We start from the raw sequence: 26393 nt of genomic DNA, 5'->3' as shown, positions 1-26393 counted from the left end.
TATTCTTCACTTTGAATAAGGCTTTTTCATTGAAATGACTATTTAAAAGAACACCCTAACAACTTAAGCTGTTACATCTCGTTTTGAAAATACAACTAATGATAATCCTAGGAAAATAACAAAATAGACTAATAGCATAATTACTGAAAATGTCATTGTCATTCCTTCAACTGGTGGATTACCATTGACGTACTGCATTAAGTTTGTATTGGCGAATAAGATAAACTTTGTCCAGTCAAAGAATCCAGCCAAAATAACTGTTACCGTATTTCCGACTGTTAATAGTAAAATTGAAATACCGATCGCTATTGTATTGTTCCTAAATACTGTTGAAACCATAAACGCCATCGTAGCAAGCATAAATGTTTCGATAAAGCTCATTACGTAAAGCTTCGCAGAATAAATAAGTCTACTTTGCTCTTCAACATGGCCATCAACATATGCTAAATATGAAGTATTCCCACTTCCTGTACCAAATAGTGCTAAACCAAGTAGATTCGAAACTAAAAATAATATAAATAACATAGCAAAACCAAATAGAATACTAGTTAAATACTTTGACATAATTATTTTTTTTCTAGAAAACGGACGGATTAGTAATAGCTTTATCGTACCCCAGTTAAATTCACTTGCCACTATATTGGCAGAAACGATAATCGTAAATAGTCCTACTAATATAATTAAACTTGATGAAACATCCATAAAAGTCCAAACATTCGTCTTTTCATTTGGTGATATATTATGCTCTATTCTGTACTCATTAATTGCAATTGTTCGTTCTAAATACTTTCTTTCAGGGTCATTTTTATCACTTATACCTTTTAATTGTTTTTTATCTTCTGCTGTTTGTACTTGTAATGTTTGCTTCCAATTCTTATCTGCATTTTGCTCTTTATTATGTTCATTATATTTTACAAATGAACCCATCGCTCCTACAAGTAAAACAATAAGAGCAACCATCACAATTGTACCTGGTCTTTTAATAATCTTTATCCATTCATTTTGAATCAATTTTAACATGATTTAAGTTCCTTTCTTTTTGAAATTCAGCATCAACAAACTAATGAAACTTCTAAAGAATTGTTAAACATTCGTAATTTCTAAGAAACGATCTTCCAATGTTTTTGCATTTGCCTTAAATCCATATACGCGAATGCGATTTTCGACTAATAACTCAATTACATTCGGTACATCTTCTCTCGTTAATTCAATATGTATTTCCCCATCAACTAATTGAGCATTATGTTTAGAAAGTACTTTAAGTGCAGTTTCATTATTATTCACTTCAATTGAATACGTTTGGATATCTTCAGTTGTAAGCTCTGTTACAGTTTGTACATCTATTAGCTTACCTTGTTGAATAATACCAATTCGATCACACATCATTTCCATTTCTGCTAATAAGTGACTCGATACAATGATGGCCATCCCTTTTTTCTTCGTAAGAAGCTGCAGGTGATCCCTCATTTCACGAATTCCCGCTGGATCAAGTCCATTCGTAGGTTCATCAAGAATTAAAACCTTCGGGTCATGCAATAAACATTGAGCTAGACCAAGTCGCTGTCTCATACCAAGAGAATACGTTTTAACTTTTTGACGTATAGCTCCAGTTAAACCAACAAGCTCAACAACTTCATCAATTTTCTCTTTTGTTACATTCTTATCCATTCGAGCATATTGCAGTAAATTATCATAACCACTTAGAAATTTATACAATTCTGGATTCTCTACAATTGCCCCTACATTCTTAATTGCATCTTCAAAGTTGGACTTAATACTATGACCATTAATGACAACGTCACCTTCAGAAATATTCATCAAACCAACCATCATCCTGATCGTCGTTGTCTTACCAGCACCATTTGGACCTAAAAATCCAAAAACTTCACCTTCAAAAATATCAAAGCTTAAATCAGAAACAATCTTCTTCCCTTTTATTTCCTTTGATAAGTTCTTAATTTGTACAATTGCCTTTTTCATTTTGTCCTCCTTATTTCCAATATTTTCTAAATTTCTAATTCTATTTTAACAAAACTAATCGGAGAGCAAAACGGTCTAAAGTCTGAGTTTGTTAAGAACTGGAAGATATTGTTACAAAAATATGAAAAATATTACAATATACGCGGTTTTTACACCGTTTTTTGAAATATTTACTTTTAATAGAATCATAATAAGTTTTAAAATTAAAAATAGCCTTATCCCATTAATTAGGGTAAGGCTATTTTCTAGGAAATTAAGTTTGCTTAACTTTTTGAAATAGGAGCTAAAATTTTGTACTTTCTGTGGTTAATTACAGTGTGATCATGATCGTAATAATTTCGGTGGTTACGATCATTTCCCATATCTACTATCACAGAGTTTGAAAGAACTTTCGTTACAATTCCTTTTACAAAATTCGGTTTGATCTCTTTTACATTATCCTCTTTTGGCATAAATTCGATTTCGTCACCCGGTCTTACATAATATTTATTCATTGTTATGATTGTTTTATTATTTTTGCACATATGTTTATCACCTTTTTATTTACTTTTATTTAATATTACAAAAATATCTGAATATTCAAAAGTGAACAGGATACTAGATTTCACCGTGACGGTGTACCTATAAACCTATGTAGAAATAGTTTTGGATAACTAGTTCTTATTTTGGTAAAGTGAAGATAGTTTAGCGTGATCATTCCTGCTCGATCTCATTGAATTTAATGATGTTTTGATAGCATGTATCTGGCCTTAAAAATAAAAGAAACTGTAGACAATTTCGATTTTCATCGATTTTGTTTACAGTCTTAGCCCCTTTAGCAGTAGGAGATATTTCAGAATTAGATTCTATGTTTGAAATGGCGGAACATAATGTTTACTCAAAAGTATCAAATCAGATGAAGCAAAACCCACCATCTATTGGTAGTTCGATCATCCTATTTAACCAACTTTTACAGTTAGCTTTATCTTTTCTTTTCTGTAGTCATAACAATTAAATAATAAAATGAAATTAATTTACTGCACGGTTCAATTCTTCACGAAGTCCGTAGCTAGCTATTTTATCCATATTTAGAAGCAGCGTTTTAACTTGTACAAAATCATCAGCACTTTCTAGTTCAAAGATCGCAACTAGATTGTTGTTATTGGTTTTAGAAACTTTCATTTTGTATTTACGTTTACGGAATAGTCGTTCTACCTTTGTTCCACGAGCTACAGAAATTCTGTAGGTGTCATTATTATAGACTGTACCCGCATCAAATCCATTGTATGAAAAATTTGTATAATCCTCAGTAGGTATAGATACATCGATGTCTAGTTCTTTGTTAAGAATAAAATCTTTCAGTAGGTCTAGTTTCGTCATTTTTAATTCCTCCTTAGCCACAATGGCTTCTCTTGTAGTCGGAAAGTCAACCCCTGAAATATTAAAGGTCAGAGCTCAAATAAATAGCTCTTCTTCCTATTCAAATTACCATTTTCCTCAAAATGAACTTGAATAAGATTAATTTTATCATAATAGTCCAAAAACTTATAATAGTACCTTTTTTTTATAATGTCAATTCCCACAAACTCTTTAAATTATATTTCATATTTAGTTAGCCTTGTTTGAGAATAAATCGAATGAGTTGAGCTTATTCCATCTTTATTTACCTTTATCCCATGTAAAATCCCACCATATGCAGCTGCCCCATCAATACAGATCTTCGTTTTACAAGGTGAATACCAAATATCGAATTTACCTTCAGTCTTGTGAAGGATTGATGTTGGAGTATGGCCAAAAATAAATGTTTTATTTGTTTCATTTTTTCCGTAATGGAACTCATCGCGAATCCAGTAAAATTCCTTGTCAGTCGTTTCTTTCCAATCATCAAGATTAAGATCGACTCCGGCATGAACGAACACATAATTTTCCCATTCGAAATACAATGGTCTAGATTTAATAAATTGTAGTTCAGATTCAAATTGCTCTTTCATTAATTGAGCTACTGCATTAGGTCCTCTTTTATTCGTAATTTCAAATTTAAAAAATGAATTAATTGTTTCTAAACCACCTTGTCCGTAATAATACACTTGTTTAAACTCAGGTTGCTCAAGCCAGTCCAATAACATTTGTTCGTGATTTCCTAGTATAACAACCGCTCCAAATTCTTTTTCTAATTGTTGCGCTCTTATCAAAACCTCGTATGGATTCTCACCACGATCAACTAAATCTCCTAATAGTACTAGTCTTTCATTATCTGGATTCCATTGTTTAAGTAATTTTTCTAATTCATTTATACTGCCGTGTATATCCCCAATTGCAAATACTGTATCCTTCTCCATTCATCCAACCCCTTCTATAAGCCTATTATTCCCACTAAATTATTTAAATAATATAAATAGTTTAACAAATATAAATTACTAAAGTAACTTATCCGTCTTATTGCATTTTTAAGTAATAAAATTTTATTTAAATGTCCAATTATAGCTAGGATAGTTTTTTTACCACAGGGAATAATGAAAAGGTAAAATTTTTGGTAAAGGGGATTTTTGAAATGAGTAATGAAAATAAAGATTTAAATAATAATGATTTTTTTATTGCAGATTTAACTAGTGATGCTAAGAGTAAGATTGAAAATTTGGAAGATGAATTGGATATTACTTTGGTTGCTTATGATTGTAAGAAGTGAGATTTAGTTAATATGGTAAAACGACTGCTAATAGTTAGTCAGTCGTTTTATTTATTTATAACTTCCTCGTAGTTTTTTTCATTTAGATATTTATAATAGAGTTTTGGTACTTGTGCTGCTTTTGTTATAGACTCTTTTATGATATTTGATTCATTTGTGTTTGTTTGATTATCTACGAAGGTTTCAACAGAGTAGTTTCTTTTTGAGGAACTTCCACTTTTATTACTGGATACCGGACTGAGAAAGAATATTAACGTAAATACAATCACTATGAAAGTTAAAAGAAGAAATAACATTACTCTAAATAAATTTCCTATTACAACTCACCTCTTTCTTGAAAATACAATTCAAATAACGTTTAAACCTCGACGTATACTATGTTAATCCAAAGAGAAGTAACTAGAATTAAATTCAAACTTAGACCAATATTTACTTTTTCACTCCATCTTTTATTTGTTGAAATGATTGAAACCGTAAAACTAAGCAAGCTTAGTAAAATACTAATACAATTTAAAATTAAAAATATATGGAAGTTGTTAAATCCGTTGAAGGTGACATTTAAAATGAAAATTGTATAACTAAAAATAAGATAGAAGAAACTTTTCAAATTTAACTCACCCCCGAAAACGTTTTGTTTTTTGATTATATTAACATATTAATTTCTGGTAAAATGTTCTAAATTTGAATAATGTATGAAGATGAACTAATTATTTACGTATGTTCCTTAAATTGTAACAATTACTCATAATCTCTTTTATATTAGATGTTAAATTGAATTTGATGGATTGAGTATCAATCGGAGAATCCCACTAATTTATAAAGGAGAATCCAAATGAATATGATTATAAAGATTACATTAAGTTCAACAATCGCTTTATTTGTGGTTGGTGTTATTTATTCAACTATTACACCTAATAGAGTAATTATTTCAAATGCAGAATATGAATTTGATATTAATAAAAAGGAAAATATTACAGAAGCAGCAAAACAATTGTTTGTAGGAAGAGTAGTCGAGCAATTAGATACTGAATCAGATGAGGGTGGACCATATACACCATATAAGGTTGTAATCGAAAATAATTTAAAAGGTGAATTGGAAGCAAATCAGGAAGTTATAGTTGAACAACGGATTGGTTATGAAAGAAGTCACAAAGCTATAAGAAAGATGGAAGTCGATGATGATTTTTTAACTACTGCAAATACATATGTATTTGGAACAAGTAATGTAAAAAACAAAGAACGATTTAGAATAATCGTTCCGTTAAAAGGTAATGTAAAAATTAAGGGTAAAAATGATCGATTTCCAAATGAGGAAATTTTAAAAGATTTTAAAGATGCTTTAGAAAAACGAATTATGATTAATGCCTCCCTGAATTTAGGATTTTTTTCACCCAAAGATTTCCAAGGCTCACTTTATTTGATAAAAAATTCATCCAATGCCTCTTTCATTAACTCATTTGGATAAGCACCTAACTTACTTAAAGGAGTCTGGTTAAGATTGAGATTCAAATGAAGTAAACTAATTGTTTCCCCTTCCTCAGCCCTGTAATAAATAATATGTTCTGCTTGATAAATCATTTCATTCATCTGTGAAATAATACTTCGATTGCTTGTTGCAGTGTATTGAACTTCACCTAGTTGTTTCATATATTGATCAACTTTCTCAACATCGAATTCGTTTGCCAGAAAATTTGTTACAATACTTCTCTTCATTAACTCTTCAAAATTTGTAAAATCCTTTTTTAATAGACCATACATTACAAAACAATATCTAGTTACATTATTCATTACTAATACACATTTTTTACGGCCAATTTTAAAGATATTCGCATGCCAGCAAAAAAGTTGATTCTCGTTTGATAACTCTGGTTTCTCTACTTTTATTTTCATTTCATCTGAAAGTTTTTTTGTTAGTTGAATGTACATTTTCAAGGTCCTCGTTTTTTAATTATTCTTATTTATATTCTAACATCGCATCAAACTAAATCCAGTATATATGTCATTATTTTACTAAAACAATCACATTTTCAAAAGTCTAGAAAGGTCTTTTTAATAAGCAATTAAACGGCAACATCCCTCCTTGTCTTTATAAAAAGTTCTCAAAAATTTCATCATAAAAAAAAGAGAATCGTCAAACGATTCCCTTCTTTTATCAAATATAAATTAGTTAATGATTAAAGCTTAACGCTCTTTATTGTTGTCCAACCACTATATACTTTAGTAGTTCCAACCGTTCGATAAGTTCTTACTTTATAGTAGTAAGTCTTTCCTTTTGTTAAACCACTATTTGTATAAGAAGTTGAAGTTGTTCTTTTTACTAAACTATATGATCCAGCACTTGAGGTAGATCTGTAAATTTCATAACCGCTTGCTCCACTCACAGAACTCCATGATATTTTTGAACTAGTTGAATTTACTTTAGCGACATTGAAATTAGTTGGAACTGATGGAATTGGTTTTGCGCTTACTATTGATGAATAATTTCCATAGACCTTCTTACCTCCAACTATTCTGTATGATTTTACCTTATAATAATAAGTTTTATTTGTTGTAAGCCCTGTATTATTGAAGCTTGTTGAAGTGGTTGTACCAGCAAGTGTATAAGTTCCCGTGCTTGTCGTTGAACGGTAAACTTCATATCCACTTGCTCCACTTACAGCTGCCCAACTCGTTTTTACACTATTGTATGCAGATGAAACTGCCTTTACGGATGTTGGTGTAGAAAGGACCGGTTTTGCAGATACTGCCTTACTATAATCACTGTATTGTGTAGGTGTGCCTGTTTTATAAGACTTAATCTTATAATAATAAGTTGTACCTGTATTTAAAGATGTATTAGTATACGAAGTACTTGAAGTAGTTGCTATTTTCGTATACGTACCTGTACTAGAAGTAGAACGATAAATTTCATAACCTGTCACATCATCCGCTTTTGTCCAGCTTAATTTAACGCTATTATATGAACTAGCTGCTGCCTTTACGTTAGTAGGTGAAAGAATAGGCTCCACATAATTTGGATCTGTTGAGAACCATCCGTATATCGTTTGATCTGCACGAGAATCATAACCCATTCCGATTCGAATAATTGGATAGCCCACTGTTTTTTTCACTAAAATACCGTAATAAACTTCAGATTCTGCACCCGGATATAACTCTACATCGTATTCATCTAAACCTTCTAACTGGCCTGAAAATGAAGCAGTATCAATCGGGTTAACTTTCTGACCAAACTTCGTATAAAAACTATCGTTACTATCAACAACATCATAAGCGTATAAAGGTTCTTCTGGGCCCGAGACATATTTTAAATTGAATCCCATCACAATCCATTCTTCATCATCTGCCGGTTTAGTATTATACATATTTTCATTAGCTACAATTTCATTTGCTTCTTCACCTGTATACATATCGAATAATTGCAATTCCACTTCTCTAGGTGTATCCCATTCATATTGTTGAAGTGAAAAGTTATAATTAAACCATGCACTATATGGAGTGCTACGATCTCCTATTTCAGCAAAAGCTGATTTTGAATTAAACGAAAACATAATTATAAATGTTAAAAATAAGTACATAAAACTTCTTTTCTTCATGATTTTCCCCCTTAAATCTTTCATTCTATTGAATTACCACACACAGCAGCGCTCTACTATTTATACCTCCTAAATTTGATAACTTCATTATATAAAGTGAGGTGTTCAAAAAATTGAACATCAAAAAAGAGAATCCTATAGATGATTCTCAGATTGTACGCATATAATATTAGTTTGATAAATTATTAACTTAATCCTAAAACCTTATATAGGTTACATCACCTCATTATTTAAAGTATTTTTTTTGATAAATACTCATCAATATTTTTCCTATAAGTCTCGTAGAATTCATACAAATAATTAAGTTGCCCATCTTTAAAAATATAGATTACTCTTTTATCTTTCGTTTGATATTCTCTAACTTTAAGATTGTTTAAAATTTTAGTTCTCGCCTTGTTCCCGCCTTCGTAATCTAAGCTATTTGATGAATGAATACTTATATTAATTTCATTTGAAAGATGCACTTCAATTTGTGGTGAAAGCAAACCATCATCTATTAGATATACATTTTTCACTTCAAACTCAGAAGGAATAAGAATTGTTTGGTTACTATTTAATTTTTTACTTATTTCATTTTTCTCTATGTTAATCTTTGTATCCGGGGTTGGTAGGAAAAACATTATGTATAAATACATTATTAAACCGGTCACTACAATTGAAATAAAAGAAAAGAAAATTACCTTTAGCATCATTCTCAATCCTCACATCATATTTAAAGTTGCTTCACTTGTGAAAATAGTAACATACATAAATACATTTTAATTAAAGTAATTTTGAATTTAATATGAAGGTTTTATAATGAAAAAAGAGTATCCCCGAAAGATACTCTTTTTAGTAGACACTTATTTTTGCAAATTCATGCTATACAACTTGCTCATCTCCAAAATTTGCTCCTGAACCTTATCAATCACTGATGGCGGACTTATTACCTGAGCATCCCTTCCCCAAGTTAAAATCCAAGTAATCAATCCATCACTAATCGCAGCTTTTGTAGTTAAAATGAAATGCTCCTCATCCACTTGCTGAATATCAGCCTTTAATCCAAAACGATCTAGTACGACATTTAATAATCCTTTTTTGAACTTGATTTTTACGTAATCAGGTTCACCAGCGAACATATTAAAAACCGTAGACAAATATTCATCTACATTAAATCGATCATCTAGGAATTTTTCTTCCGTTCTCTTAACCTCTCGCATTCGGTCTACACGGAAATGTCTCAGTTGATCATCAGGTAAGCTTTTTGTAATTAAGTAATAGTAATCATTTGACCAAATTACCGCGAGTGGCTTTACTGAGTACTCTTTTCCATCATGGCTTAATTCAAATTCTTTCTTAATATTGTATCGACCATATTGAAATGTTAGTAGTTTTTTCTCGGCAATTGCTTGATGAATTTGATCGATTGAGAAGTGTATTCGATTACTTTCACTTTTAATGGCTGTATCTGGGATAATCCCATTGTGAAGCTTTTTAGCTTCGTTTTCACTTGTAAGGTTTTTTAATTTATCAATAATCTTTTTGGTTTCTTGTTTGTTTAAAAATCTTGAAGCTGTAACAGCATCTACTAATAAACGGAGTTCATGTAATTCAAACAATCTTTCTTGGTGACTATATGTAGTTGCCCTACCATCTGAAGCGTTTTCAATTACATCAAAACCAACATCCACTAATACCGATATATCTTTTAAAAATGTATTTTTACTATACGAAAAGTCCTCTTCCCCGGCTGCTAATCTCTTTTTTATTTCATCAAAGGTAAACTCACGATCAATATCTGTTTTACTTTCTAGTAGTTTCATTAGTTTATAGAAACGTTCACGGTTTTCCATGGATTCCTCCGTTTATTTAGTAAAATTCATAAGATGTATTTTATATGTAACTTAATCTAATTTTAATTTTAACATATTTAATTGGTAAAATTTATAGTTAAAAAATACTAGTCTATTTTTACTAGAAAAGTACCCTATCGAGTAGCTGTTTTAGGTGCTTACTCAATAGGGTACTTCTTAAGATGGGGGTGCTTTTTAGTCCTTATAATTGTAACAAATTCCCTTTCGGCTATTATTAAGTCTCTTGGAGATTTTAAATCTGTTAGTGCTATTTGGCGTTTATGGTTAATTGGGTAGTCTTCTTCTGAATTCCATGAAGCGTAATACTCTATTACGCCACTCTCATTAACAGCCTCTTTAATGTATTCATACAAAATCTTTAAACATTTTTCACCTTCTGGAGAGATGCGTTTTTCTCCTTTAAGTGGAACTTGTTGAGACATCATACAAACTTGATACTTATATTTGAAGTGTTTAGAGAAACTAAACATCTTTTTTTTCTTCTGGGTCATAGTTTTTCTCCATATAGAGATGTGTAAAATCTAGTTCATTTGCATATACATTAGGAGAAATAGAATTTTTACCAAAGGCACCGTCTTTCAGTGGTATTGGTGAAGAAATATAATGATATTGTGTCATAAATTGCCTCCCTTTTCTAATTAATCTTCCCTCAATACTAAGCGTGCGATTTTGGAATTGCCGGATGATGATAATAAAATTAGCTGAAGTAGCAACACTCTTAGTCTGATTTTTATAATCACAAATTTTTTACATTTTAACTTCGATTCAGCCTCTGAATTTGCCAGTCCTTTACCAATCTATACGCTCCCGATTTCACGGTAACTCTAAGTGTCTATATGTGAAAATCTTAACATATTAACTTAAAGAAAATTATGGTATCTATGATAAAATATTGAACTTTTTAGTAAAATTTATGAATTATTACTCTTAATAACATTATATGGTCTCACTTTTTTAAGCATTAGATTAACGGCACTTCCTATCATTTACATAGAACAATTCTGTTTTTTACTTTTATGCATCTAGTGCGAAAGTCCTCGTCCAAAAAGCCTAAAAAAGAAATAAACGTGATATCGAAATGTAAACAAGCATACACATAAAATATTGATTCCCAAAATTCCCCATTTTACATAGTCAAGAAAATTGTACAGGAGGTCAGGAATGATTGAATTTAAACATGTAAATAAGTTTTATGGCGATTTTCAAGTCTTGAAAGATATTAATCTCATAATTAATAAAGGTGAAGTTGTTGTTGTGATTGGGCCGTCTGGTTCTGGTAAGAGTACTTTGTTGCGATGTATTAATCATCTAGAAGCTATTAATGACGGGACACTTACAGTTAGTGGGATTTCTGTTGGGGATAAAAAAACAGATCTCAATAAGTTAAGACGCAATATTGGAATGGTTTTTCAGCATTTTTATTTGTATCCGCACAAAACTGTGCTTGAAAATATCACTCTAGCTCCTATGAAAGCGTTGGGCCAATCTAGAGAAGTTGCTGATGAAACAGCGAATCATTTTCTTGAAAAGGTAGGCATTTTAGAGAAGGCGAAATCTTATCCTTCCCAGCTTTCTGGTGGTCAGCAACAACGTGTGGCAATAGCTCGCGGGCTTGCGATGAAACCGGATATTATGCTTTTTGATGAACCTACTTCGGCACTTGATCCTGAAATGATTGGTGAAGTGCTAGATGTTATGAAGACTCTTGCTAGGGAAGGCATGACGATGGTTGTCGTGACTCATGAGATGGGCTTTGCCAGAGAGGTTGCTGACCGAATCGTCTTTATGGACGAGGGTCGCATATTAGAAGAAGCAACTCCGGCTGAGTTTTATGAGAACCCGCGTGAAGAACGGGCTCGCTTATTTCTCAGTCGTATATTAAATCATTAATAGGAGGTAATGGAATGTTTCTAAAAAAATTCATGAAGATGGCATTAGTTTCAACAACGGCCGCCTTAGTTCTTGCAGGCTGTGGTGGTAAGGATGATTCTAAGAGCAAAGATGCTCTAGCACGTATTAAGGATGATAAGAAAATCGTATTTGGCGTAAAATATGACACTCGTTTATTTGGATTGAAAAATCCATCAACAGGTAAAGTAGAAGGATTTGATATTGACCTTTCCAAAGCACTTGCAAAAGAAATATTTGGCAATGATGTTAAACCTGAGTACATAGAGGTTACGTCAAAAACTAGGGTTGGTCTCTTAAATAATGGGAAAGTTGATGCGGTAGTCGCTACTATGACCATTAATGAAGAACGTAAAAAAGAAGTAGATTTTACTGATGTTTACTTTAATGCCGGACAATCTTTACTTGTGAAAAAAGGCAGTAAAGTTCATGGACTTGCTGATTTGAAAAAAGGGACAAAAGTGCTTGCTGTTAAAGGTTCTACTTCTGCTGTAAATATTCGTCAGAAAGCTCCTGAAACAACAGTACTTGAATTCGAAAACTATGCTGAAGCTTTTACAGCCTTAAAAGCAGGTAAAGGTGATGCTTTAACAACTGATGATTCAATCCTTTACGGTATGAAAGAAGAAGATCCTTCATTTGAATTAGTAGGTGGAACTTTTACGCAAGAACCTTATGGAATCGCTGTTAAAAAAGGCAATAAAGATCTTGTCGACTCATTAAATAAAGCATTAAAAAGCCTGAAAGATTCAGGTAAATACGATGAAATTAAGAATAAATGGATTAAAAAATAATCATAGATATTATCGTTGGAATCCGCAGTGTCCGTAATTTTACGGGCCTGCTTTTCCTGATAATTAGGAGGAAATCCTTTGATTGATTTCTCGATACTGACAGATCATATGGAATATTTTTTAGAAGGATTAAGAGTAACCGTTTTAACTAGTTTAATCGCTTTATTATGTAGCTTTATTTTAGGAACAATTATTGCTGTTATGCGAATTGCTCCAATTAAACCGCTTAACTGGTTAGGTTCGGTTTATGTTGAATTTATCCGTAACATCCCTGTACTTGTGGTCGTGTTTTTCACTTACTTAGCTGGAAGCTTTAGTGGGATGGTTGCAGGAACGATTGGATTAACCATCTATACAGCAGCCTTTATAGCCGAAGCAATTCGTGCCGGTATCCTTTCTGTTCCAAAAGGACAAATGGAAGCTGCCCGCTCGACAGGTTTGAGTTACGGACAGGCAATGAGATTAATTATTCTTCCCCAGGCGATAAAAATCGTCATCCCTCCTCTCGGCAATCAATTTCTAAATCTAGTAAAAAATTCTTCATTGTTAGCAGTCGTAGCTGGTGGAGATTTAATGTATCAAGGCGATCTAATATCTGCAATGACTTACGTAACGTTTGATACTTATATTTTCGTAGCCTTATTTTACTTAGTCTTAACAATTCCTTTAAGTATTGGAGTAACATATTTAGAAAAACGCTTGGCTAGAAGTAATTAAGGAGGTGGATGAATGGATTTTCTGCAACCGTTCGCTGATGTATACACATTAGATCATATCAAGTTTTTGCTAGAAGGATTTTGGGTTACCCTAAAAGTAGCTGCCATTTCAATAGTACTAAGTTTCATTATAGGTGGACTTATTGGTACGCTTAGATATACGAAGATTCCTGTTGTTACTCAATTACTAACCGCGATTGTAGAGATTATACGGAACCTTCCTTTACTACTGATTATTTTCTTTACGTATTTTGCCCTACCGGAAATTGGGATTGAAATGAAAATAACGACAGCAGCCATCGCAGCATTAACGATTTTTGAATCAGCTATGATTTCAGAGATTATTCGAAGTGGCTTAAACTCGATTGAAAAAGGACAGATTGAGGCAGCGCGTGCATCTGGACTGAATTATATTCAGACATTGCGTCACATCGTTTTGCCTCAAGCATTGAGACGAATGGTTCCGCCGATTGTTAGTCAGTTTATTTCATTACTGAAAGATACATCGTTAGCTGTTGTTATTGCGTTGCCGGATTTATTGCATAATGGACAGATTATTTATGCGCAGAAGGAATCTTATGTGATCCCTGTTATGGTGATGGTTTCTTTGATGTATTTTATTGTTAATTATGTTTTGTCGTTGGTTGCGAGTAGATTGGAAATTAAGCAGTCTTGAGAAATCTGGTTCATTTATTGGGCCGGATTTTTTTGATGTAAAAATAATTAAATTCTCTCGATAGAAGGAAATAAAAAATTCCCCCTTTTAAATGAATCTTACAAAGAAGGATTTTGATATCTTCAAAGATTTTAACAATTACATTCTTCCAATTAATACGATTATAAATGCTCCTAATCCTAAAGATATAAGTAATATTATACTTGAAATAATTATAATATATTTTTGTTTTCTCATTAAACCAATAACTAAAGAAAATAATGAAAAAAGAAACATAAAAATAATAACAATTGAAATGCCCATAATTTATCTCCTTAATTTAATATTTAGTTAGAATAATTTGAAATACTTTCTCTTTATACATTATGAAAGTCAATTTTACATTTCTCTCTTTATCAAGATACGATATCGTTTCTCCTATTTCTTCAAGCGAGTGAATGTAGTTATTACCATACTTATTCATAATAGTAGACTTATCATCTCCTATTCCAATACCTTTATTAGTTTTTAGTTTAGGATCTTCAGAAACAATACTATTAATTTTGTTGTTTTTAATTCCAATATATAATTTCTTAAATTGATAGTTTCTATCATTTTCAACAGAAAGTATTACTACAATATCTGTGTGTTTAACTGTTCTACCATATTTACTTTTTAGATCTAACAATAGTTCAGGTGTAACTTGTTTATCAATCTTAATTTCATTCAATCTTTCACTTTTTAGTGAAGTACTTTCTAGTAGTGTATTTTTTACTAAAATAGAAGTACGCTCAACAATGAAAAAACCTATTAATAGCAATACAATAATTCCAAATAGTGCAGTAATATACTTCCAGGTGAGAATTTTAAATAATACGTTCCCCAGAATAAGTAATAAAATTAAAAATAAGACTGTTAATATCATTTTTATTCCCCCGAACTTTTACGAAATGTAGGTATTACAGACCCTTAACTACAAGAAAATAGCGAAGCCTTTCTGGATATAACTTAGAGGGTTTCGCATATTTAATTTGTACGAACTTTTTTAGTGTCCTCTTTAAAAGTCTCTCTTCCACATCATTCAGTTCTTATTTATTCATCTTGTGATAGATGATTTAATCAATCAATTTTTAATTTTGCTAAACTAATTGGATTTTCACTATCAGCATCAATTAACCATTGATAAACAGGAATCCTATTCATATCATTTTCCCAACTCTTCTCATAGAGTTTAAAAACCTCATTTGCAATAAAAAAATCTACTTTAGGATTTACACTGGGTTTAAATTCAATGAACGTTTCTGCAAGTTCTATTAATGCATCTTGTTTCTCATCTGTTATACTTTCAAAAGTATAAATTCTCACAAAAATAAGGTTTCTATCATCATCCCAGTCTTTTTAAAAAACAGGATGTAAATCTTTAAAATCATTTGGTATACCTGGACGATTAACATCTTCTAACACCATATAACCAATTAAACTAGTAGCTCTTTTTATTTCTTCTCTTATAGCAAGTATCATATGATTTTTACAATTTAATTCTAGTTTGAGTAAATAACAGCTTTTCTTCAAAAGTATCACTCCTAAGTAAAATTTTACTAACTTGTGAAAAGATTAACATAGTAAGTTCTATTAAATTCATTATAAATGTGATAATAAATTGAAGATTTCAGAAATAAAAAATACAGTCTTCAAAAATTTGAAGACTGCAATAATACTTTAAAATAGTATTGGTCACTGAGACAAACTCCATAAAAATTAGGTTTGCCAACAGTCTGAGATAGTTAGTTCCTTCTTGAGAACCAATATTTTTTACTTCTTAAACTTATCTTTCACACGCTATTAAATCTTTGTCTCGATCCATTTTTTTATTAGCGTCATATAGAGCTTTTGATGCATACGGTTTATATTTAGTTTTACCGCCTTTATTTTTAACGGATGAATTACGGGCAACTCCACCCTTGTATACTTTGTTCAATTCAGTACAGTTTTTAAATGTTTTCACAGCTGCACTAGCATCATCAGTTGAAATAATTGAATAACTTTGAATAAGTCCAATTGTAAGAATACCAATAACAAGTTTTTTCATCTGTAGTAACTCCAATCTATTTTTATATTTAATAATATTAGACTAGCAAAAGTTGTTAAAAGTTTGTATGAAATAAAGATGTATGTTAAATCTATCTTAATCTATTTATAATTTTAACATAGAAAATCTTGTTATTTTAGTAAAAATTAACCAGATTTGTATAGGAAGTATTTACTAAATTCATAAAACTACTCAAAATTTGAGTAGGTTTTTGAAATCCTAATTCAAATTATATCCGTGCTTACGACTGCCGAGTTTCTGTTTATAAAGTTCTTCTCTAGCCAAAACTTCTTTTCTCGGTAGTGTACGAGGTAGTGTTTCAAGCAAAGTGTAATGTAAAAACTTTACTTTCATAGGATCATTTTCTATTAATTTTTGTAACTCTATGTTACCACCATCTGGACTTTTGGCATATTCCTTAAAACGTCCAAGAACTCCTTCATTTCCTGAAGCAGAACCAATATATTGTTTTCCATTTGAAGTATCTACTATTACATAAATTCCCGATATTGCAGCGAGCATATTATGCCATTCTTTATGAGCATCTGGGTTATTAATAATCTTTTTCAGTTCTTCATAAGTCAGGATAAAGTTTGAATAACCTGGAAAGTGTGAAACATATCCCTTTGGAAGTATTTGAACAACTTCTTTATTCCTTGTATCAAGCCATTGAATCCAATTTATCGCCCCGCCACTCCAATTTATTATAAGTCGATCTTTTAAATCCTCAAAACCAGACAACTCTTCTAGCTCATAAAAATAATTTCGGTTAGGTTTATATATGTCATAATAATAAAAGTCAATTGGTAAAGGTACCTCAGACGCTCTTTTTATTGATTTCACCTTATATATACCGATAAATACAGCTTGGCTATTATTTATTCCAAGAAAGGAAATAAGATAATCACAACCGTGAAAATCTTTATCCTCCTGGTAACTTTGATAAATATCAAATTGATTAATACGATAAAGTAGAGGTAAATCATATCCTCTCTTTTCATCTTTATGTCGAGCTATTTTAATTTTCGAATTATTAGTGTCTAAACCATAAAATTCTAATAAACTCTTTAAGTCCATTTTGTACCCCCACTATATTTTCAATTACTCGTAACTTTCCATTTTCCATTGGGGATTTCTTTGAAATAGATAAAAAAATGATTAATTACTTTTCACAACATGCTTCAATAGAATTCTATCTTTAAACCCACCACGATCTTCCTTCTTTTGAAGTCGAACTTTTTCAATTTCCTCAATAGAAATACCTTTCATTTCAGCTAGAGCATAAAGCACTTCCAAAATATCTGCAATTTCTCCAACAGTTTCTTCAGGTGTTGCATTATAAAACTCTTCAAGTTCTTCATTTAACTTTTCGTTTAGTTTTTGTATATATTCTTTTTCACCTAGGACTTCCGTCTTATATGTACTTCCTGATTTGGTAATAACGGCCGGAATTTTATCTCTCACTAATTTGTTATAATATTTTATAGTCATAAAGTACTCTCCTTTTCCACATAATTAGTATAATATATATCTCTTTAAAATTAATTCATTATTTTTAATATTAATAAGAATTATTCATTTAAATGGGAATTGTGTTTGATATTAATGTGAATTATATTTTTTCCTATATTTTGAATGACTGTAACAAATTTATATTAGTGGTGATAAAATGAATGATTATGTAAATCGATGGCATAACTTAATACTAAATTGTAGTTTTGATAATACTTATAAAATGGTTTGGGGAAAAGCATTAGTTGAATTATCATTAAATGTTAGTGAGGATTATGACAAGGATATAGTTGTATTTGAATTTAAAGATATTGCAGAGCTTTGCTTAAAATATTATTGGAATCAGATTATATATTTTGACTTAATTCAGAGTGCAAACTTAAAGAAACCTCCTGAAATAGTTTGTATTACTAAACTATTAATTAATGAGTTTTTTATAAAAAGAGGCTCAGTTCAACCAATAAGATTTGAAAAGATAAACTTTGATTCCATTGGATTAACTAATAATTATTTTGTATCAATTAAAAGAATAATAAAAACTCTAAAACAAGATGTTTGTTGGAGATTCATGAATCTTAACAGTAATACTTACGAAATTTATAAGTTAGACCGAGATGAAGGAAAAGTATATTTTACCAAACAAGATGCTTTATCTCTTAAAATTCATAGTGATTTTTTATTTACTGTTATTAATTACCGATGGACACAAATATTAGAGGGTTTTAATTATAGCCCCCGTATCTCCCGAAAAGTACGAGCTATTGATGAAGATAAAATAAGCAGATCTTCGTTAAAAAAGTTTCATAAACATATTGATTTGTTATTTAAAGATGGAAATCGTAAATGCTTTTACTGTGGTGAAAAAATATTTGAAAATGAATTATCAGTTGATCATGTTATTCCCTGGTCTTATATGTTTTCCGATGACTTATGGAATTTAGTATACTGCCATAAGGGTGAAAACTCGGAAAAGTCTAATCGTATGCCATTAGAACAAGATATTAAAAGTTTAGAGGAACGAAATAAAGCATTATTAAAGGTCCTTGATAGAAAATCAAAAGAATATGATCAACTACAAATTGCTATTGAAAAGGATTATTTAAAACAGTTTTGGATTTCATTTAAAGGATAGTAAAAAATGGCGTTCCCTATTTAAATAGGAAAACGCCATTTCTTTTAATTCATCAACTTCTCAACAGTAGGAATATCAGCCGGAGCCCATTCAAGTTCCTCTAGTTCCGAAACATCTCTCCACTCCAATTTAGCATGCTCACTAGCAACCGGTGTTCCTAATGAAATCTCTGCTTCATATGTTAACAAGTTTACAATAATTGCATCATACTCATGCACAACATCTTCAACTAAATTTGAAACCACAATTTCACAACCTAATTCTTCCTTAATTTCTCGAACTAAAGTCTCCTCGGGTTTTTCACCTTTTTCAATTTTACCACCAGGAAATTCCCATAAATTCGGTAAACTCATTTCAGGTGACCTAAGCGCACACAAAATTTGATTTTCATTGTTCCTAATTACGGCTCCAACTACTTTAATTTGTTTTTTCATTTTTACATCCCTTTATTCATTTTATTTAACTCTATTATATTGTAAAGATTATTCAATTTAAATAAAGGAAGTAATTTTTTCATATATTAGTTAGAAATAGGAGCAATTACTCTTCCTCATTTTCACCACTAATAATGTAATAGTACAACTTACTTTCAATACTGCTTTCCATGATCATATTCATCTGGACAACTGGAAGTTCTTTTTCATCTTTACCTAACATAACCGATTGTTTAACCGTGTTTTTGTCAGGAAGTGCTTTTCCAAGGTAATAGAAATCTCCACCTTCATCATTGTCCTTTTTCACAAAGATATGAATATCGATATTATTTTCTTTAGCATTTATAATTTTTTTAACTTCTTCAGATTCTAAGGAACGATTACTTCTAGTAAACCAATTTAAGACTTCTTGGTTTATAAATTCATCACCATATGCCACACTTGACTCTACTTCTTCATGTTTATGATAGGTTACAAATATTGGACAAGTATTATATTTTGTTTTGTACCCATACATTGTTGAGCTTTCGTCATTTGCCCAATTTAATAATCTGCAAGCGTCTTTTCTTGTATATTTTTCATACAGTGTAAGTGGTACATCTGATTGATACTTGGTATTCTTTTCTTTAGCTGTTTTTATAACATCCCAAACCATTTTCTTAAAGTGAGCATTAGTTTGTAAGCTTTCAATAATCGATCCATTAAATCTAAAATTGTTATTTTCATCTAAGATTACAATTGGTATTTCACCATATTTAGTTGTAAATGATATTGTAAAAAATGACAGATCAAAAATTTTTTTAACAGAATTTATCGTTGAATCATCAATTGAACAATTAGTTTCTTTCAAATGATCGATATAATCGTTCATCTTTACTGTCCCATCGTTTAAAAGAAACTCCAAAAGAATTATTTCATGCTTACGTTTACCATTTAATATTTCTAAAGAAAGGAATGTTAAAACCTTATCCTCATAATCACTTAATAAAGGAACATCTTCTTTAAGTTTCAATAAAAATTGTTGATAGTTCGGATATTTATTTACGATTACATTTGGATCAATTGAATTATTAGTAATAAAATCAATTAGAAATGGAGTTCTTCCAATTCTATTTTTTAGTTCAACAAATGCCTCTCTCAGTTTTTTCAACTCTGTTAAATTACTATTATTTATTGAACTAAATATTAATTTCTTAGCTATTTCTTCAAAATTAATAGAAGAAACACCTTTAATATAACTTGTATCCTTCATATTTCTTCGAATGCTATCTTTGTTTAGCGATTTGTCACCTGAAAGTGCTATCGGAATTAAATAATTATTTCGGTAGTTACCTATAAAATCTATAATTGTAACAAAATCTTTTGAACCATGTTTACGTAATCCTCGACCAAGTTGCTGAATGAATATTATGCTGGATTGTGTTTGTCTTAGCATTACTACTTGATTAACACATGGAATATCGATACCTTCATTAAAAATATCAACAGTAATGATATAATCCAAGTTCCCATTCTCTAAAAGTTCTACTTTCCTAGCTCTTTCTTCTTGTGAATGATCCCCTGTTAAAGCAAAGGTATTATAACCTTTTTGGTTCAATGCAATTGATAACTTTTCAGCTTCTTCTTTTCTACTACAGAAAATTAGACCTTTTACTTTATCACCTGAATAACCATAATACTCGATTTTATCAATTAAATGGTTAACACGTTCTTCTGTTACTAACTTCGATAATATTGTTGTATCATCTATTGTTTCGCCATCAAACTCAAGATCAGTAACTCCAAAGTAATGGAAAGGGCAAAGCATGTCTTCTTCAAGTGCTTCTTGTAAACGGATTTCATACGCAATGTTGTAATCAAAAAGTTCATAAATATTAAAATCATCAGTTCGCTCAGGTGTTGCGGTCATTCCCATTAAAAACTTTGGTTTAAAATAATTAATTACTTTTTGATAAGTTTGAGCACCCGCTTTATGCACCTCATCGATTAAAATATAATCAAACTCTTCAGGATCAAATTGTTGTAATGTATCATCCTTAGAAATTGATTGAATTGTAGCGAATAAATATTTAGCATCTTTTTGTTTATTTGTACCTGATAAAATACCAAAATCCTCTTCGATTCCACCAAGTACTTTTATATAATCTGATTTAGCCTTCTGTAAAATTTGCTCACGATGAACGATAAATAACATACGTTTCGGCATATAACTTCTAACATCAAATGCTGAGAGATATGTTTTCCCTGTCCCTGTTGCTGAAATAATTAATCCTTTATCTTTACCAGCCTCGCGAACTGCTTGAATTTCTGCTAATGCCGTTTGTTGCATTTTATTTGGCAAGATTTTTAACGCTTCTACTATTGGATTAGTTTGATATGATACTGGGAAATCTGATATTCGATCGAAAACTCTATTTTCTACTAATTGATTATAAGCATTTTCATAACTGACAATCCACTCATGGTTTAATGGCTGAGATTTTTCCCATACATCTTCAAATTGCTCTTTAAAATGACGAACAATTTCACCATCTTCATGTGAAGTAAGCTTTATATTCCATTCATAATTTACTTTTAACGCATTTGCTGTAATGTTAGAACTCCCAACGATTAGGGAATAGTGAGTGTCATTATTAAAGATATAGCCCTTCGAGTGAAACCCTTCTAAATTCGTTAATCGAACTTCAACATTTGTAATCTTTATTAACTCTCTAAAAATTTTAGGTTGATTAAAATTTAAATAAGTCGAAGTTAAAATTCGACCACTTACACCTTTACGCTTAAGGTCAAGTAAATGGGATTTAAGCATAGCAAGTCCACTTTCAGTAATAAATGCTACTGAAAAATAAAATGACTTACAATTATCAAGTTCTTCTAATAAAGTAGATAATACATTTTCATTATTTTTAGTATTATTGACTAGTAATTTAGGTGCAAAACTTCCGTTATTAATATGTTTTTGATCTATAAACCCCTTGTGTAAAGATTCTTCTAGTTTTTGAATAAAATTCACTATACGATCCCCAATCACTACAGTTTTTATTTATTTCTAATTTGGATTTTAACTTAAAAGAATACCTAATACTATGATTATTGTCATTGCTATTTACATTTTCTGTATTTAGAATACAAAAGAACCTACTCAAAAAATTGAGCAGGCTCTTTTTGGAATACAGTTATTAAGACTGTAAATCTAAAAAGCTTCTTCTAAAATATATTATTAAGAAAAACTGGCTATACTTTTCTCTATGGACTATTATCCTTTGTTTAAATTTTCCTTGTAAATATAAACCTAGAAAATGAGCACATTAATAAGCACTTATTAATATTTATAAATATATTTCTTATGCCAAATGAAATATTCTTTATTTTTGGAATGCATTTGTATATTAACCCTCTTGTCTAGCCCATAAGTCATATAGTTTTCTTCACAAATTATTGAAGCAATGTGTAAATTCCCTTTGCCATCGAATGCAATCAATCCTTTATCATAAAGTGCATAATGATTACAACAGAGCAACACCCCGTTGTATTGATCTAAACGTTCACTATTATTGCTATCTTTCCATGGTTTCGAATGGCTAGCTCTAAGTAATTCTGATAAATTTATATCACACAATGCACATTTATTTTTCCAGAGTTCTAATAGATCTTTCCTAAACTTTTGTTGCCCCAATCTAATTTTAGCTTTCGCTTCTAATTCTGTCTCTGCTATAACATGGATTAACGTATTGTTTTCAGTTCTTCTTACTGCATCTATGGATAATTCTAATTGCTCTTCATTTATTTGATAAATATTCAGTTCACTAATTAGTTCTAGCAACTTTATTGCCAATTCCTCGTTACAAGGATATAAGTAGCCTTGATTTCCACTTCCATCTTGCTGATATGCTGAATACTTAATGGGTAAAAGAGGAGAAATATCATTAATATTTTCTCGCACATTTAAAGGTACATCTAATTCATTATATTTTAAATTTACTAAATATCCCTCGTCATTCCATTGACTGTGACCTTGCATTATAGTGGGTTTACTAGATTTTATACACTCTTCTATAGCTGTACTGATAGCAATGATATTCCCTTTTACGTAATGAAATATGCGATCACCTTTTTTTATTTCTTTCATTCGTTGCCATGAATGTGGTAAATTACTTCCTTTATCCTGTTGTGGAGACCAAATTATCCCTAGTTCCTTTTCCTCATAATAAGTGCGTCCTTGCATAACAATAAAATTATTCAAAGCGCTTCCTCCTAAGCAACTTTCCAATCTAATATTTTTTATGTTATATAATAAGATGCAACTCTATACATTGAATTAAATATTCTATAGCCAGCAATAGCTACTAAATATTAGATAGAATTATAAATGCCACCTATGTTTTCACAATAACAATAAGAAAAAGGCTATTTTCCGTATTTATTAAAAACGAAAAATAGCCTTTTGATTTAAAACAAAATCGATTTTACTTGATTTGGTCTCACATTTATTCCTACTTGCTGATCGTTTACAAATACCTCTTCTTTTACTTTTTCATTTAAATTAATAGTGTATACCTGCTCAATCTCATCATTGAATTGCCAAAAAGCATATTCTTCATTTTCCAATGGATTATAAAAACGAATTACAAATTTATCTGCTCTTTCAGCCTTTTTCAATGTACTTAAAACAACATTTTGAGAACGCTCTTTAAAAAAGCTAAACTCTAACGGCGTCTTCACACCAGCCACATTCAACTTCATAGCATCAAAAGGAATCTTATTATAAGCAACAATCGGAGTTAAATACTCTTTAGCAATCCGAGCAACATTTTCTTCTATATTATATGAAGCAATCGCAAATTCCAACGACAACTTCCCAACCATCTGAGAATCCGGAGTAGGCAACTTAATACCAGATGGTCGCCCAGGTCTACGAACCATCTCTTCTTTTCCAAGGAAGCCAACACTCCTAAACAAAGTAATCGCTATCGTATCAAACTTTCTACCAGTAATTTCATATTCTCTAGTACTATTCGTTAATACACTAACTTCATATTCTTCATTAGATAACGCTACATAGCTCAACATTGGATAAATTGGATCTGGTCGTTCATCCCAATTTTCTTCCTCCCACACATGAATTGCATGATCTACAACGCCACGCTTAATCGAACCAAATTGATTGTCTGATAACGAGAAAACTGATGCAATATTAGTAGGAATTAATACTCTAAGTCGATGATCCCTTGCTTGATTATCCACTTCAAATTTAACTTCGAGTATTGGTTTATTCTTTGAAACATTCACTACAATATAAACGTCGATAGCTCCATCAATAATTCGTTCTTTGCGATTTTCTAAATTGGAAGGAACAGCTAATGTGTATTTAATATCAATCGTTGCCCCATATCGATTTTGCTGAATTTTAGTTTCGGCTTGGACTGAATCGCTATAAATTAACTCTTCATTTAAAAGTGGAGAGTAATCATATTCATCTCCATCATCGCCACCGTTTTCTAAACGAAGCACATTTTCAAAACCTTGTTTAAGTTGCTTATCAAAAATATTCAATGTTCCATTTGAATTAATGGTAATCTTGTAATAATCAGTTTCAATCTCATTCGTAGAATAAGTGATTTTCTTTAAGACTTCATCACTTTCCTCTACAAAATATGTTTTATAACCCATTGATGGAATAGTATCTTTTAACTGGATTGTATATTCAATAAAAGGATCGTAATTTCCATAATGAACAATTTGACGATCAATTAAGCCTGGGTCAGTAATCTTACTTTCAATAATTTCGAAATCTATTTCATTCGATTCATGATCAACAAGCTTAAATGATTTTAACTTAGTCATAATGCTGGTTGTCACAACTTCAGCTCGTTCATAAGGAAGTAAGTTAAAAAGTGTGATTCGGTCATTTTGGTTAGTAGTATCCATCGAATCAACAATTCTCCGTTTATAAAAATTAATTAATTGATCAACTTTTTCCTCTGCCAAATAAAAACGGTTTAGAATTTCTCTGTGCACTTTATCAGAACAACAACACCCAATACTATCATGCGCATGATTTTTCATGATTTCTTTCCATATTAATTCTATCAAACCATGGTGATACTCAAATCCTAATCGATAAGCGATTGATGCAAGTGGTTCTAAAATATTCGTGATTTTATTCTCAATTCTAGTATTCGCTGATTTAATATCCATTCTAGTCGAGTAAATACTTCGATGGACACGCATGTACTTCCCATCTAAAAATTCACCTTTCAATGTATCAAGGTCTTTTTGTACTTCTAGATTTTCAAAAACATTTTCATATTTACTTAAGAAAAATTCACGCTCTGGGTATAGTTTTTGTAGCTTTTCGATGACGGTAAAAATATTCTTTTGAATTGGCATTTGATCATGACCATTCGGTAAGATAATATGTTCAGTTGTTGCACCACGATCAAGTACCGTAAAATACTTATCAATTCTATTTTGCAGTGCTTCCTCATCCTCTGGTAAATACTTGCCAATCGCATAACCAAGCGGAAACAATTGAACTAACACTTTTGATCCATCATCTGTCTCCCAATAAAATTCTGTCTTGTCTGTACCATGACGTTCAGATGTCCCTCTCCAGAAGATTGAATACTTAATATCAAATCCGTTTAAAATCATCGGCATTTGAGCTGATTGTCCAAACGAATCTGGAAGATAACCAATTTTCATCGGTACTCCAAATTCTTCGCAATCCTTCATTCCGTATAACAAGTTACGAACGATTGACTCACCACCAACGATCATTTCATCCGTTTGCGTATACCATGGTCCAATAATTAATCGACCTTCTTGAACTAGTTTTTTTACTCGCTCTTTATTTTCTGGTTTTACCGCGAAATAATCTTCTAAAATCGCAGTTTGTCCATCTAGTACATAGTAAGGATAATCAGGATTTGTTTCTAACATCTCCATAATTTCTTCCATATTATTAACTAGTAGAATTCTAGATTCTTCCGGTGTAAAATACCATTCTCTGTCCCAATGCATATGTGGGACGATATGAACTTTTTTCATTTTATGCCTCCA

Annotated in this window: 29 protein-coding genes; 7 read left to right on the top strand and 22 right to left on the bottom strand. The window is 30.9% G+C overall.

Translation table 11 applies throughout. The annotated features are described in order from the left end of the window. Positions 1-63: 63 nt before the first annotated feature. The 5 genes from CN946_RS08650 to CN946_RS08630 form a co-directional block, all read right to left on the bottom strand. The gene (locus CN946_RS08650) at positions 64-1020 is read right to left on the bottom strand and encodes an ABC transporter permease (RefSeq protein WP_098860773.1); all 957 of its coding nucleotides are present in this window, start codon (positions 1018-1020) and stop codon (positions 64-66) included. Between the two features lie 63 nt (positions 1021-1083). Further along, on the bottom strand, positions 1084-1980 hold the full coding sequence (locus tag CN946_RS08645; protein WP_098860772.1) for an ABC transporter ATP-binding protein: 897 nt from the start codon (positions 1978-1980) through the stop codon (positions 1084-1086). A gap of 263 nt (positions 1981-2243) precedes the next feature. Continuing rightward, positions 2244-2504 carry a DUF2187 family protein gene (locus tag CN946_RS08640; protein ID WP_098860771.1) on the bottom strand — a complete coding sequence of 87 codons (261 nt, stop codon included), beginning with the start codon at positions 2502-2504 and terminating at the stop codon, positions 2244-2246. Positions 2505-2988: 484 nt separating this feature from the next. Further along, positions 2989-3339 carry a hypothetical protein gene (locus CN946_RS08635; protein WP_098860770.1) on the bottom strand — a complete coding sequence of 117 codons (351 nt, stop codon included), beginning with the start codon at positions 3337-3339 and terminating at the stop codon, positions 2989-2991. Positions 3340-3554: 215 nt separating this feature from the next. Further along, positions 3555-4298: a metallophosphoesterase family protein gene (locus CN946_RS08630; protein ID WP_098860769.1), complete on the bottom strand. Its 744-nt coding sequence runs from the start codon at positions 4296-4298 to the stop codon at positions 3555-3557. A 212-nt stretch (positions 4299-4510) separates the two neighbouring features. Here CN946_RS08630 and CN946_RS23795 point away from each other — a divergent pair, with 212 nt between their 5' ends. Together CN946_RS23795 and CN946_RS08625 are read left to right on the top strand one after the other, a co-directional pair. Next, positions 4511-4645 carry a hypothetical protein gene (locus CN946_RS23795; protein ID WP_286133881.1) on the top strand — a complete coding sequence of 45 codons (135 nt, stop codon included), beginning with the start codon at positions 4511-4513 and terminating at the stop codon, positions 4643-4645. 832 nt (positions 4646-5477) lie between these two features. Next, entirely contained in the window at positions 5478-6110 is a 633-nt protein-coding gene (locus CN946_RS08625; RefSeq protein WP_098860768.1) for a hypothetical protein, read from the top strand. Here the strand turns inward: CN946_RS08625 and CN946_RS08620 are convergent. From CN946_RS08620 to CN946_RS23410, 6 genes are all read right to left on the bottom strand, one after another. Continuing rightward, entirely contained in the window at positions 6059-6571 is a 513-nt protein-coding gene (locus CN946_RS08620; RefSeq protein ID WP_098860767.1) for a DUF6933 domain-containing protein, read from the bottom strand. The two genes, CN946_RS08625 and CN946_RS08620, sit on opposite strands and share 52 nt — an antisense overlap. 248 nt (positions 6572-6819) lie before the next feature. After that, a complete protein-coding gene (locus CN946_RS08615; protein ID WP_176547267.1) occupies positions 6820-8238 on the bottom strand; it encodes a fibronectin type III domain-containing protein in 1419 nt (472 codons plus the stop codon). Positions 8239-8468: 230 nt separating this feature from the next. Continuing rightward, positions 8469-8930 (bottom strand): hypothetical protein, encoded by a 462-nt coding sequence (locus CN946_RS08610; RefSeq protein WP_098860765.1) that lies wholly within the window; start codon positions 8928-8930, stop codon positions 8469-8471. A 150-nt stretch (positions 8931-9080) separates the two neighbouring features. Continuing rightward, entirely contained in the window at positions 9081-10070 is a 990-nt protein-coding gene (locus CN946_RS08605) for a helix-turn-helix transcriptional regulator (RefSeq protein WP_098860764.1), read from the bottom strand. Between the two features lie 158 nt (positions 10071-10228). After that, positions 10229-10582, bottom strand: a complete 354-nt coding sequence (locus CN946_RS08600) for a hypothetical protein (protein WP_098860763.1) — start codon at positions 10580-10582, stop codon at positions 10229-10231. Further along, a complete protein-coding gene (locus tag CN946_RS23410; RefSeq protein WP_176547266.1) occupies positions 10554-10709 on the bottom strand; it encodes a hypothetical protein in 156 nt (51 codons plus the stop codon). The genes CN946_RS08600 and CN946_RS23410 overlap by 29 nt, the downstream gene beginning before the upstream one ends. A 543-nt stretch (positions 10710-11252) precedes the next feature. On the opposite strand from CN946_RS23410, the gene CN946_RS08595 reads away from it, so the two are divergent. From CN946_RS08595 to CN946_RS08580, 4 genes are all read left to right on the top strand, one after another. Next, positions 11253-11981 (top strand): amino acid ABC transporter ATP-binding protein, encoded by a 729-nt coding sequence (locus CN946_RS08595; RefSeq protein WP_098860762.1) that lies wholly within the window; start codon positions 11253-11255, stop codon positions 11979-11981. 14 nt (positions 11982-11995) lie between these two features. After that, positions 11996-12793: a transporter substrate-binding domain-containing protein gene (locus CN946_RS08590; protein WP_098860761.1), complete on the top strand. Its 798-nt coding sequence runs from the start codon at positions 11996-11998 to the stop codon at positions 12791-12793. Positions 12794-12871: 78 nt separating this feature from the next. Continuing rightward, positions 12872-13510, top strand: coding sequence for an amino acid ABC transporter permease (locus tag CN946_RS08585; protein ID WP_098860760.1), 639 nt, complete (start codon positions 12872-12874; stop codon positions 13508-13510). 12 nt (positions 13511-13522) lie between these two features. Next, positions 13523-14185, top strand: coding sequence for an amino acid ABC transporter permease (locus CN946_RS08580; RefSeq protein ID WP_098860759.1), 663 nt, complete (start codon positions 13523-13525; stop codon positions 14183-14185). Between the two features lie 138 nt (positions 14186-14323). Here CN946_RS08580 and CN946_RS23405 read toward each other — a convergent pair whose 3' ends face one another. The 7 genes from CN946_RS23405 to CN946_RS08555 form a co-directional block, all read right to left on the bottom strand. Then, entirely contained in the window at positions 14324-14488 is a 165-nt protein-coding gene (locus CN946_RS23405; protein ID WP_176547265.1) for a hypothetical protein, read from the bottom strand. A 16-nt stretch (positions 14489-14504) separates the two neighbouring features. After that, on the bottom strand, positions 14505-15089 hold the full coding sequence (locus CN946_RS08575) for a hypothetical protein (protein ID WP_098860758.1): 585 nt from the start codon (positions 15087-15089) through the stop codon (positions 14505-14507). 194 nt (positions 15090-15283) lie between these two features. Further along, complete coding sequence (locus CN946_RS08570) at positions 15284-15529, bottom strand: hypothetical protein (protein WP_098860757.1); 246 nt, start codon at positions 15527-15529, stop codon at positions 15284-15286. Between the two features lie 33 nt (positions 15530-15562). Next, positions 15563-15736 carry a hypothetical protein gene (locus CN946_RS23400; RefSeq protein ID WP_176547264.1) on the bottom strand — a complete coding sequence of 58 codons (174 nt, stop codon included), beginning with the start codon at positions 15734-15736 and terminating at the stop codon, positions 15563-15565. Between the two features lie 253 nt (positions 15737-15989). Further along, complete coding sequence (locus CN946_RS08565) at positions 15990-16253, bottom strand: excalibur calcium-binding domain-containing protein (protein ID WP_098860756.1); 264 nt, start codon at positions 16251-16253, stop codon at positions 15990-15992. A 219-nt stretch (positions 16254-16472) separates the two neighbouring features. After that, positions 16473-17330, bottom strand: a complete 858-nt coding sequence (locus CN946_RS08560) for a GIY-YIG nuclease family protein (RefSeq protein ID WP_097974052.1) — start codon at positions 17328-17330, stop codon at positions 16473-16475. 81 nt (positions 17331-17411) lie between these two features. Further along, on the bottom strand, positions 17412-17744 hold the full coding sequence (locus CN946_RS08555; protein ID WP_353616188.1) for a pyrophosphohydrolase domain-containing protein: 333 nt from the start codon (positions 17742-17744) through the stop codon (positions 17412-17414). Positions 17745-17922: 178 nt separating this feature from the next. On the opposite strand from CN946_RS08555, the gene CN946_RS08550 reads away from it, so the two are divergent. Continuing rightward, a complete protein-coding gene (locus CN946_RS08550; RefSeq protein ID WP_098860755.1) occupies positions 17923-18897 on the top strand; it encodes an HNH endonuclease domain-containing protein in 975 nt (324 codons plus the stop codon). A gap of 44 nt (positions 18898-18941) precedes the next feature. Here the strand turns inward: CN946_RS08550 and CN946_RS08545 are convergent, their stop codons facing one another. The 4 genes from CN946_RS08545 to mngB all read right to left on the bottom strand — a co-directional run bounded on the left by CN946_RS08545 (position 18942) and on the right by mngB (position 26381). Next, positions 18942-19331, bottom strand: coding sequence for a (deoxy)nucleoside triphosphate pyrophosphohydrolase (locus CN946_RS08545; RefSeq protein WP_098860754.1), 390 nt, complete (start codon positions 19329-19331; stop codon positions 18942-18944). Positions 19332-19437: 106 nt separating this feature from the next. After that, entirely contained in the window at positions 19438-22347 is a 2910-nt protein-coding gene (locus tag CN946_RS08540; RefSeq protein ID WP_098860878.1) for a DEAD/DEAH box helicase, read from the bottom strand. Positions 22348-22653: 306 nt separating this feature from the next. Further along, a complete protein-coding gene (locus CN946_RS08535; protein ID WP_098860753.1) occupies positions 22654-23574 on the bottom strand; it encodes an HNH endonuclease in 921 nt (306 codons plus the stop codon). Between the two features lie 206 nt (positions 23575-23780). Further along, positions 23781-26381 (bottom strand): mannosylglycerate hydrolase, encoded by a 2601-nt coding sequence (mngB, locus tag CN946_RS08530; protein ID WP_098860752.1) that lies wholly within the window; start codon positions 26379-26381, stop codon positions 23781-23783. Positions 26382-26393: the final 12 nt, after the last annotated feature.

Source organism: Bacillus sp. AFS053548, assembly GCF_002575105.1.
Lineage (GTDB): Bacteria > Bacillota > Bacilli > Bacillales > Bacillaceae_G > Gottfriedia.
The sequence above is the reverse complement of the archived record's forward strand: the minus strand, read 5'-3'. Positions and strand labels throughout refer to the sequence as shown.

Bases quoted from the DNA above. Each gene is read 5' to 3' on its own strand.
- CN946_RS08560 (WP_097974052.1), bottom strand. From the start codon at position 17,330: ATGGACTTAAAGAGTTTATTAGAATTTTATGGTTTAGACACTAATAAT.
- CN946_RS08630 (WP_098860769.1), bottom strand. From the start codon at position 4,298: ATGGAGAAGGATACAGTATTTGCAATTGGGGATATACACGGCAGTATA.
- CN946_RS08650 (WP_098860773.1), bottom strand. From the start codon at position 1,020: ATGTTAAAATTGATTCAAAATGAATGGATAAAGATTATTAAAAGACCA.
- CN946_RS08635 (WP_098860770.1), bottom strand. From the start codon at position 3,339: ATGACGAAACTAGACCTACTGAAAGATTTTATTCTTAACAAAGAACTA.
- CN946_RS08615 (WP_176547267.1), bottom strand. From the start codon at position 8,238: ATGAAGAAAAGAAGTTTTATGTACTTATTTTTAACATTTATAATTATG.
- CN946_RS08645 (WP_098860772.1), bottom strand. From the start codon at position 1,980: ATGAAAAAGGCAATTGTACAAATTAAGAACTTATCAAAGGAAATAAAA.
- CN946_RS08580 (WP_098860759.1), top strand. From the start codon at position 13,523: ATGGATTTTCTGCAACCGTTCGCTGATGTATACACATTAGATCATATC.
- CN946_RS08555 (WP_353616188.1), bottom strand. From the start codon at position 17,744: ATGACTATAAAATATTATAACAAATTAGTGAGAGATAAAATTCCGGCC.
- CN946_RS08565 (WP_098860756.1), bottom strand. From the start codon at position 16,253: ATGAAAAAACTTGTTATTGGTATTCTTACAATTGGACTTATTCAAAGT.
- CN946_RS08595 (WP_098860762.1), top strand. From the start codon at position 11,253: ATGATTGAATTTAAACATGTAAATAAGTTTTATGGCGATTTTCAAGTC.
- CN946_RS08545 (WP_098860754.1), bottom strand. From the start codon at position 19,331: ATGAAAAAACAAATTAAAGTAGTTGGAGCCGTAATTAGGAACAATGAA.
- CN946_RS23405 (WP_176547265.1), bottom strand. From the start codon at position 14,488: ATGGGCATTTCAATTGTTATTATTTTTATGTTTCTTTTTTCATTATTT.
- CN946_RS08610 (WP_098860765.1), bottom strand. From the start codon at position 8,930: ATGATGCTAAAGGTAATTTTCTTTTCTTTTATTTCAATTGTAGTGACC.
- CN946_RS23795 (WP_286133881.1), top strand. From the start codon at position 4,511: ATGAGTAATGAAAATAAAGATTTAAATAATAATGATTTTTTTATTGCA.
- CN946_RS08600 (WP_098860763.1), bottom strand. From the start codon at position 10,582: ATGACCCAGAAGAAAAAAAAGATGTTTAGTTTCTCTAAACACTTCAAA.
- CN946_RS08620 (WP_098860767.1), bottom strand. From the start codon at position 6,571: ATGTACATTCAACTAACAAAAAAACTTTCAGATGAAATGAAAATAAAA.
- CN946_RS08605 (WP_098860764.1), bottom strand. From the start codon at position 10,070: ATGGAAAACCGTGAACGTTTCTATAAACTAATGAAACTACTAGAAAGT.
- CN946_RS08625 (WP_098860768.1), top strand. From the start codon at position 5,478: ATGAATATGATTATAAAGATTACATTAAGTTCAACAATCGCTTTATTT.
- CN946_RS08550 (WP_098860755.1), top strand. From the start codon at position 17,923: ATGAATGATTATGTAAATCGATGGCATAACTTAATACTAAATTGTAGT.
- CN946_RS08575 (WP_098860758.1), bottom strand. From the start codon at position 15,089: ATGATATTAACAGTCTTATTTTTAATTTTATTACTTATTCTGGGGAAC.
- CN946_RS23410 (WP_176547266.1), bottom strand. From the start codon at position 10,709: ATGACACAATATCATTATATTTCTTCACCAATACCACTGAAAGACGGT.
- CN946_RS08640 (WP_098860771.1), bottom strand. From the start codon at position 2,504: ATGTGCAAAAATAATAAAACAATCATAACAATGAATAAATATTATGTA.
- mngB (WP_098860752.1), bottom strand. From the start codon at position 26,381: ATGAAAAAAGTTCATATCGTCCCACATATGCATTGGGACAGAGAATGG.
- CN946_RS08590 (WP_098860761.1), top strand. From the start codon at position 11,996: ATGTTTCTAAAAAAATTCATGAAGATGGCATTAGTTTCAACAACGGCC.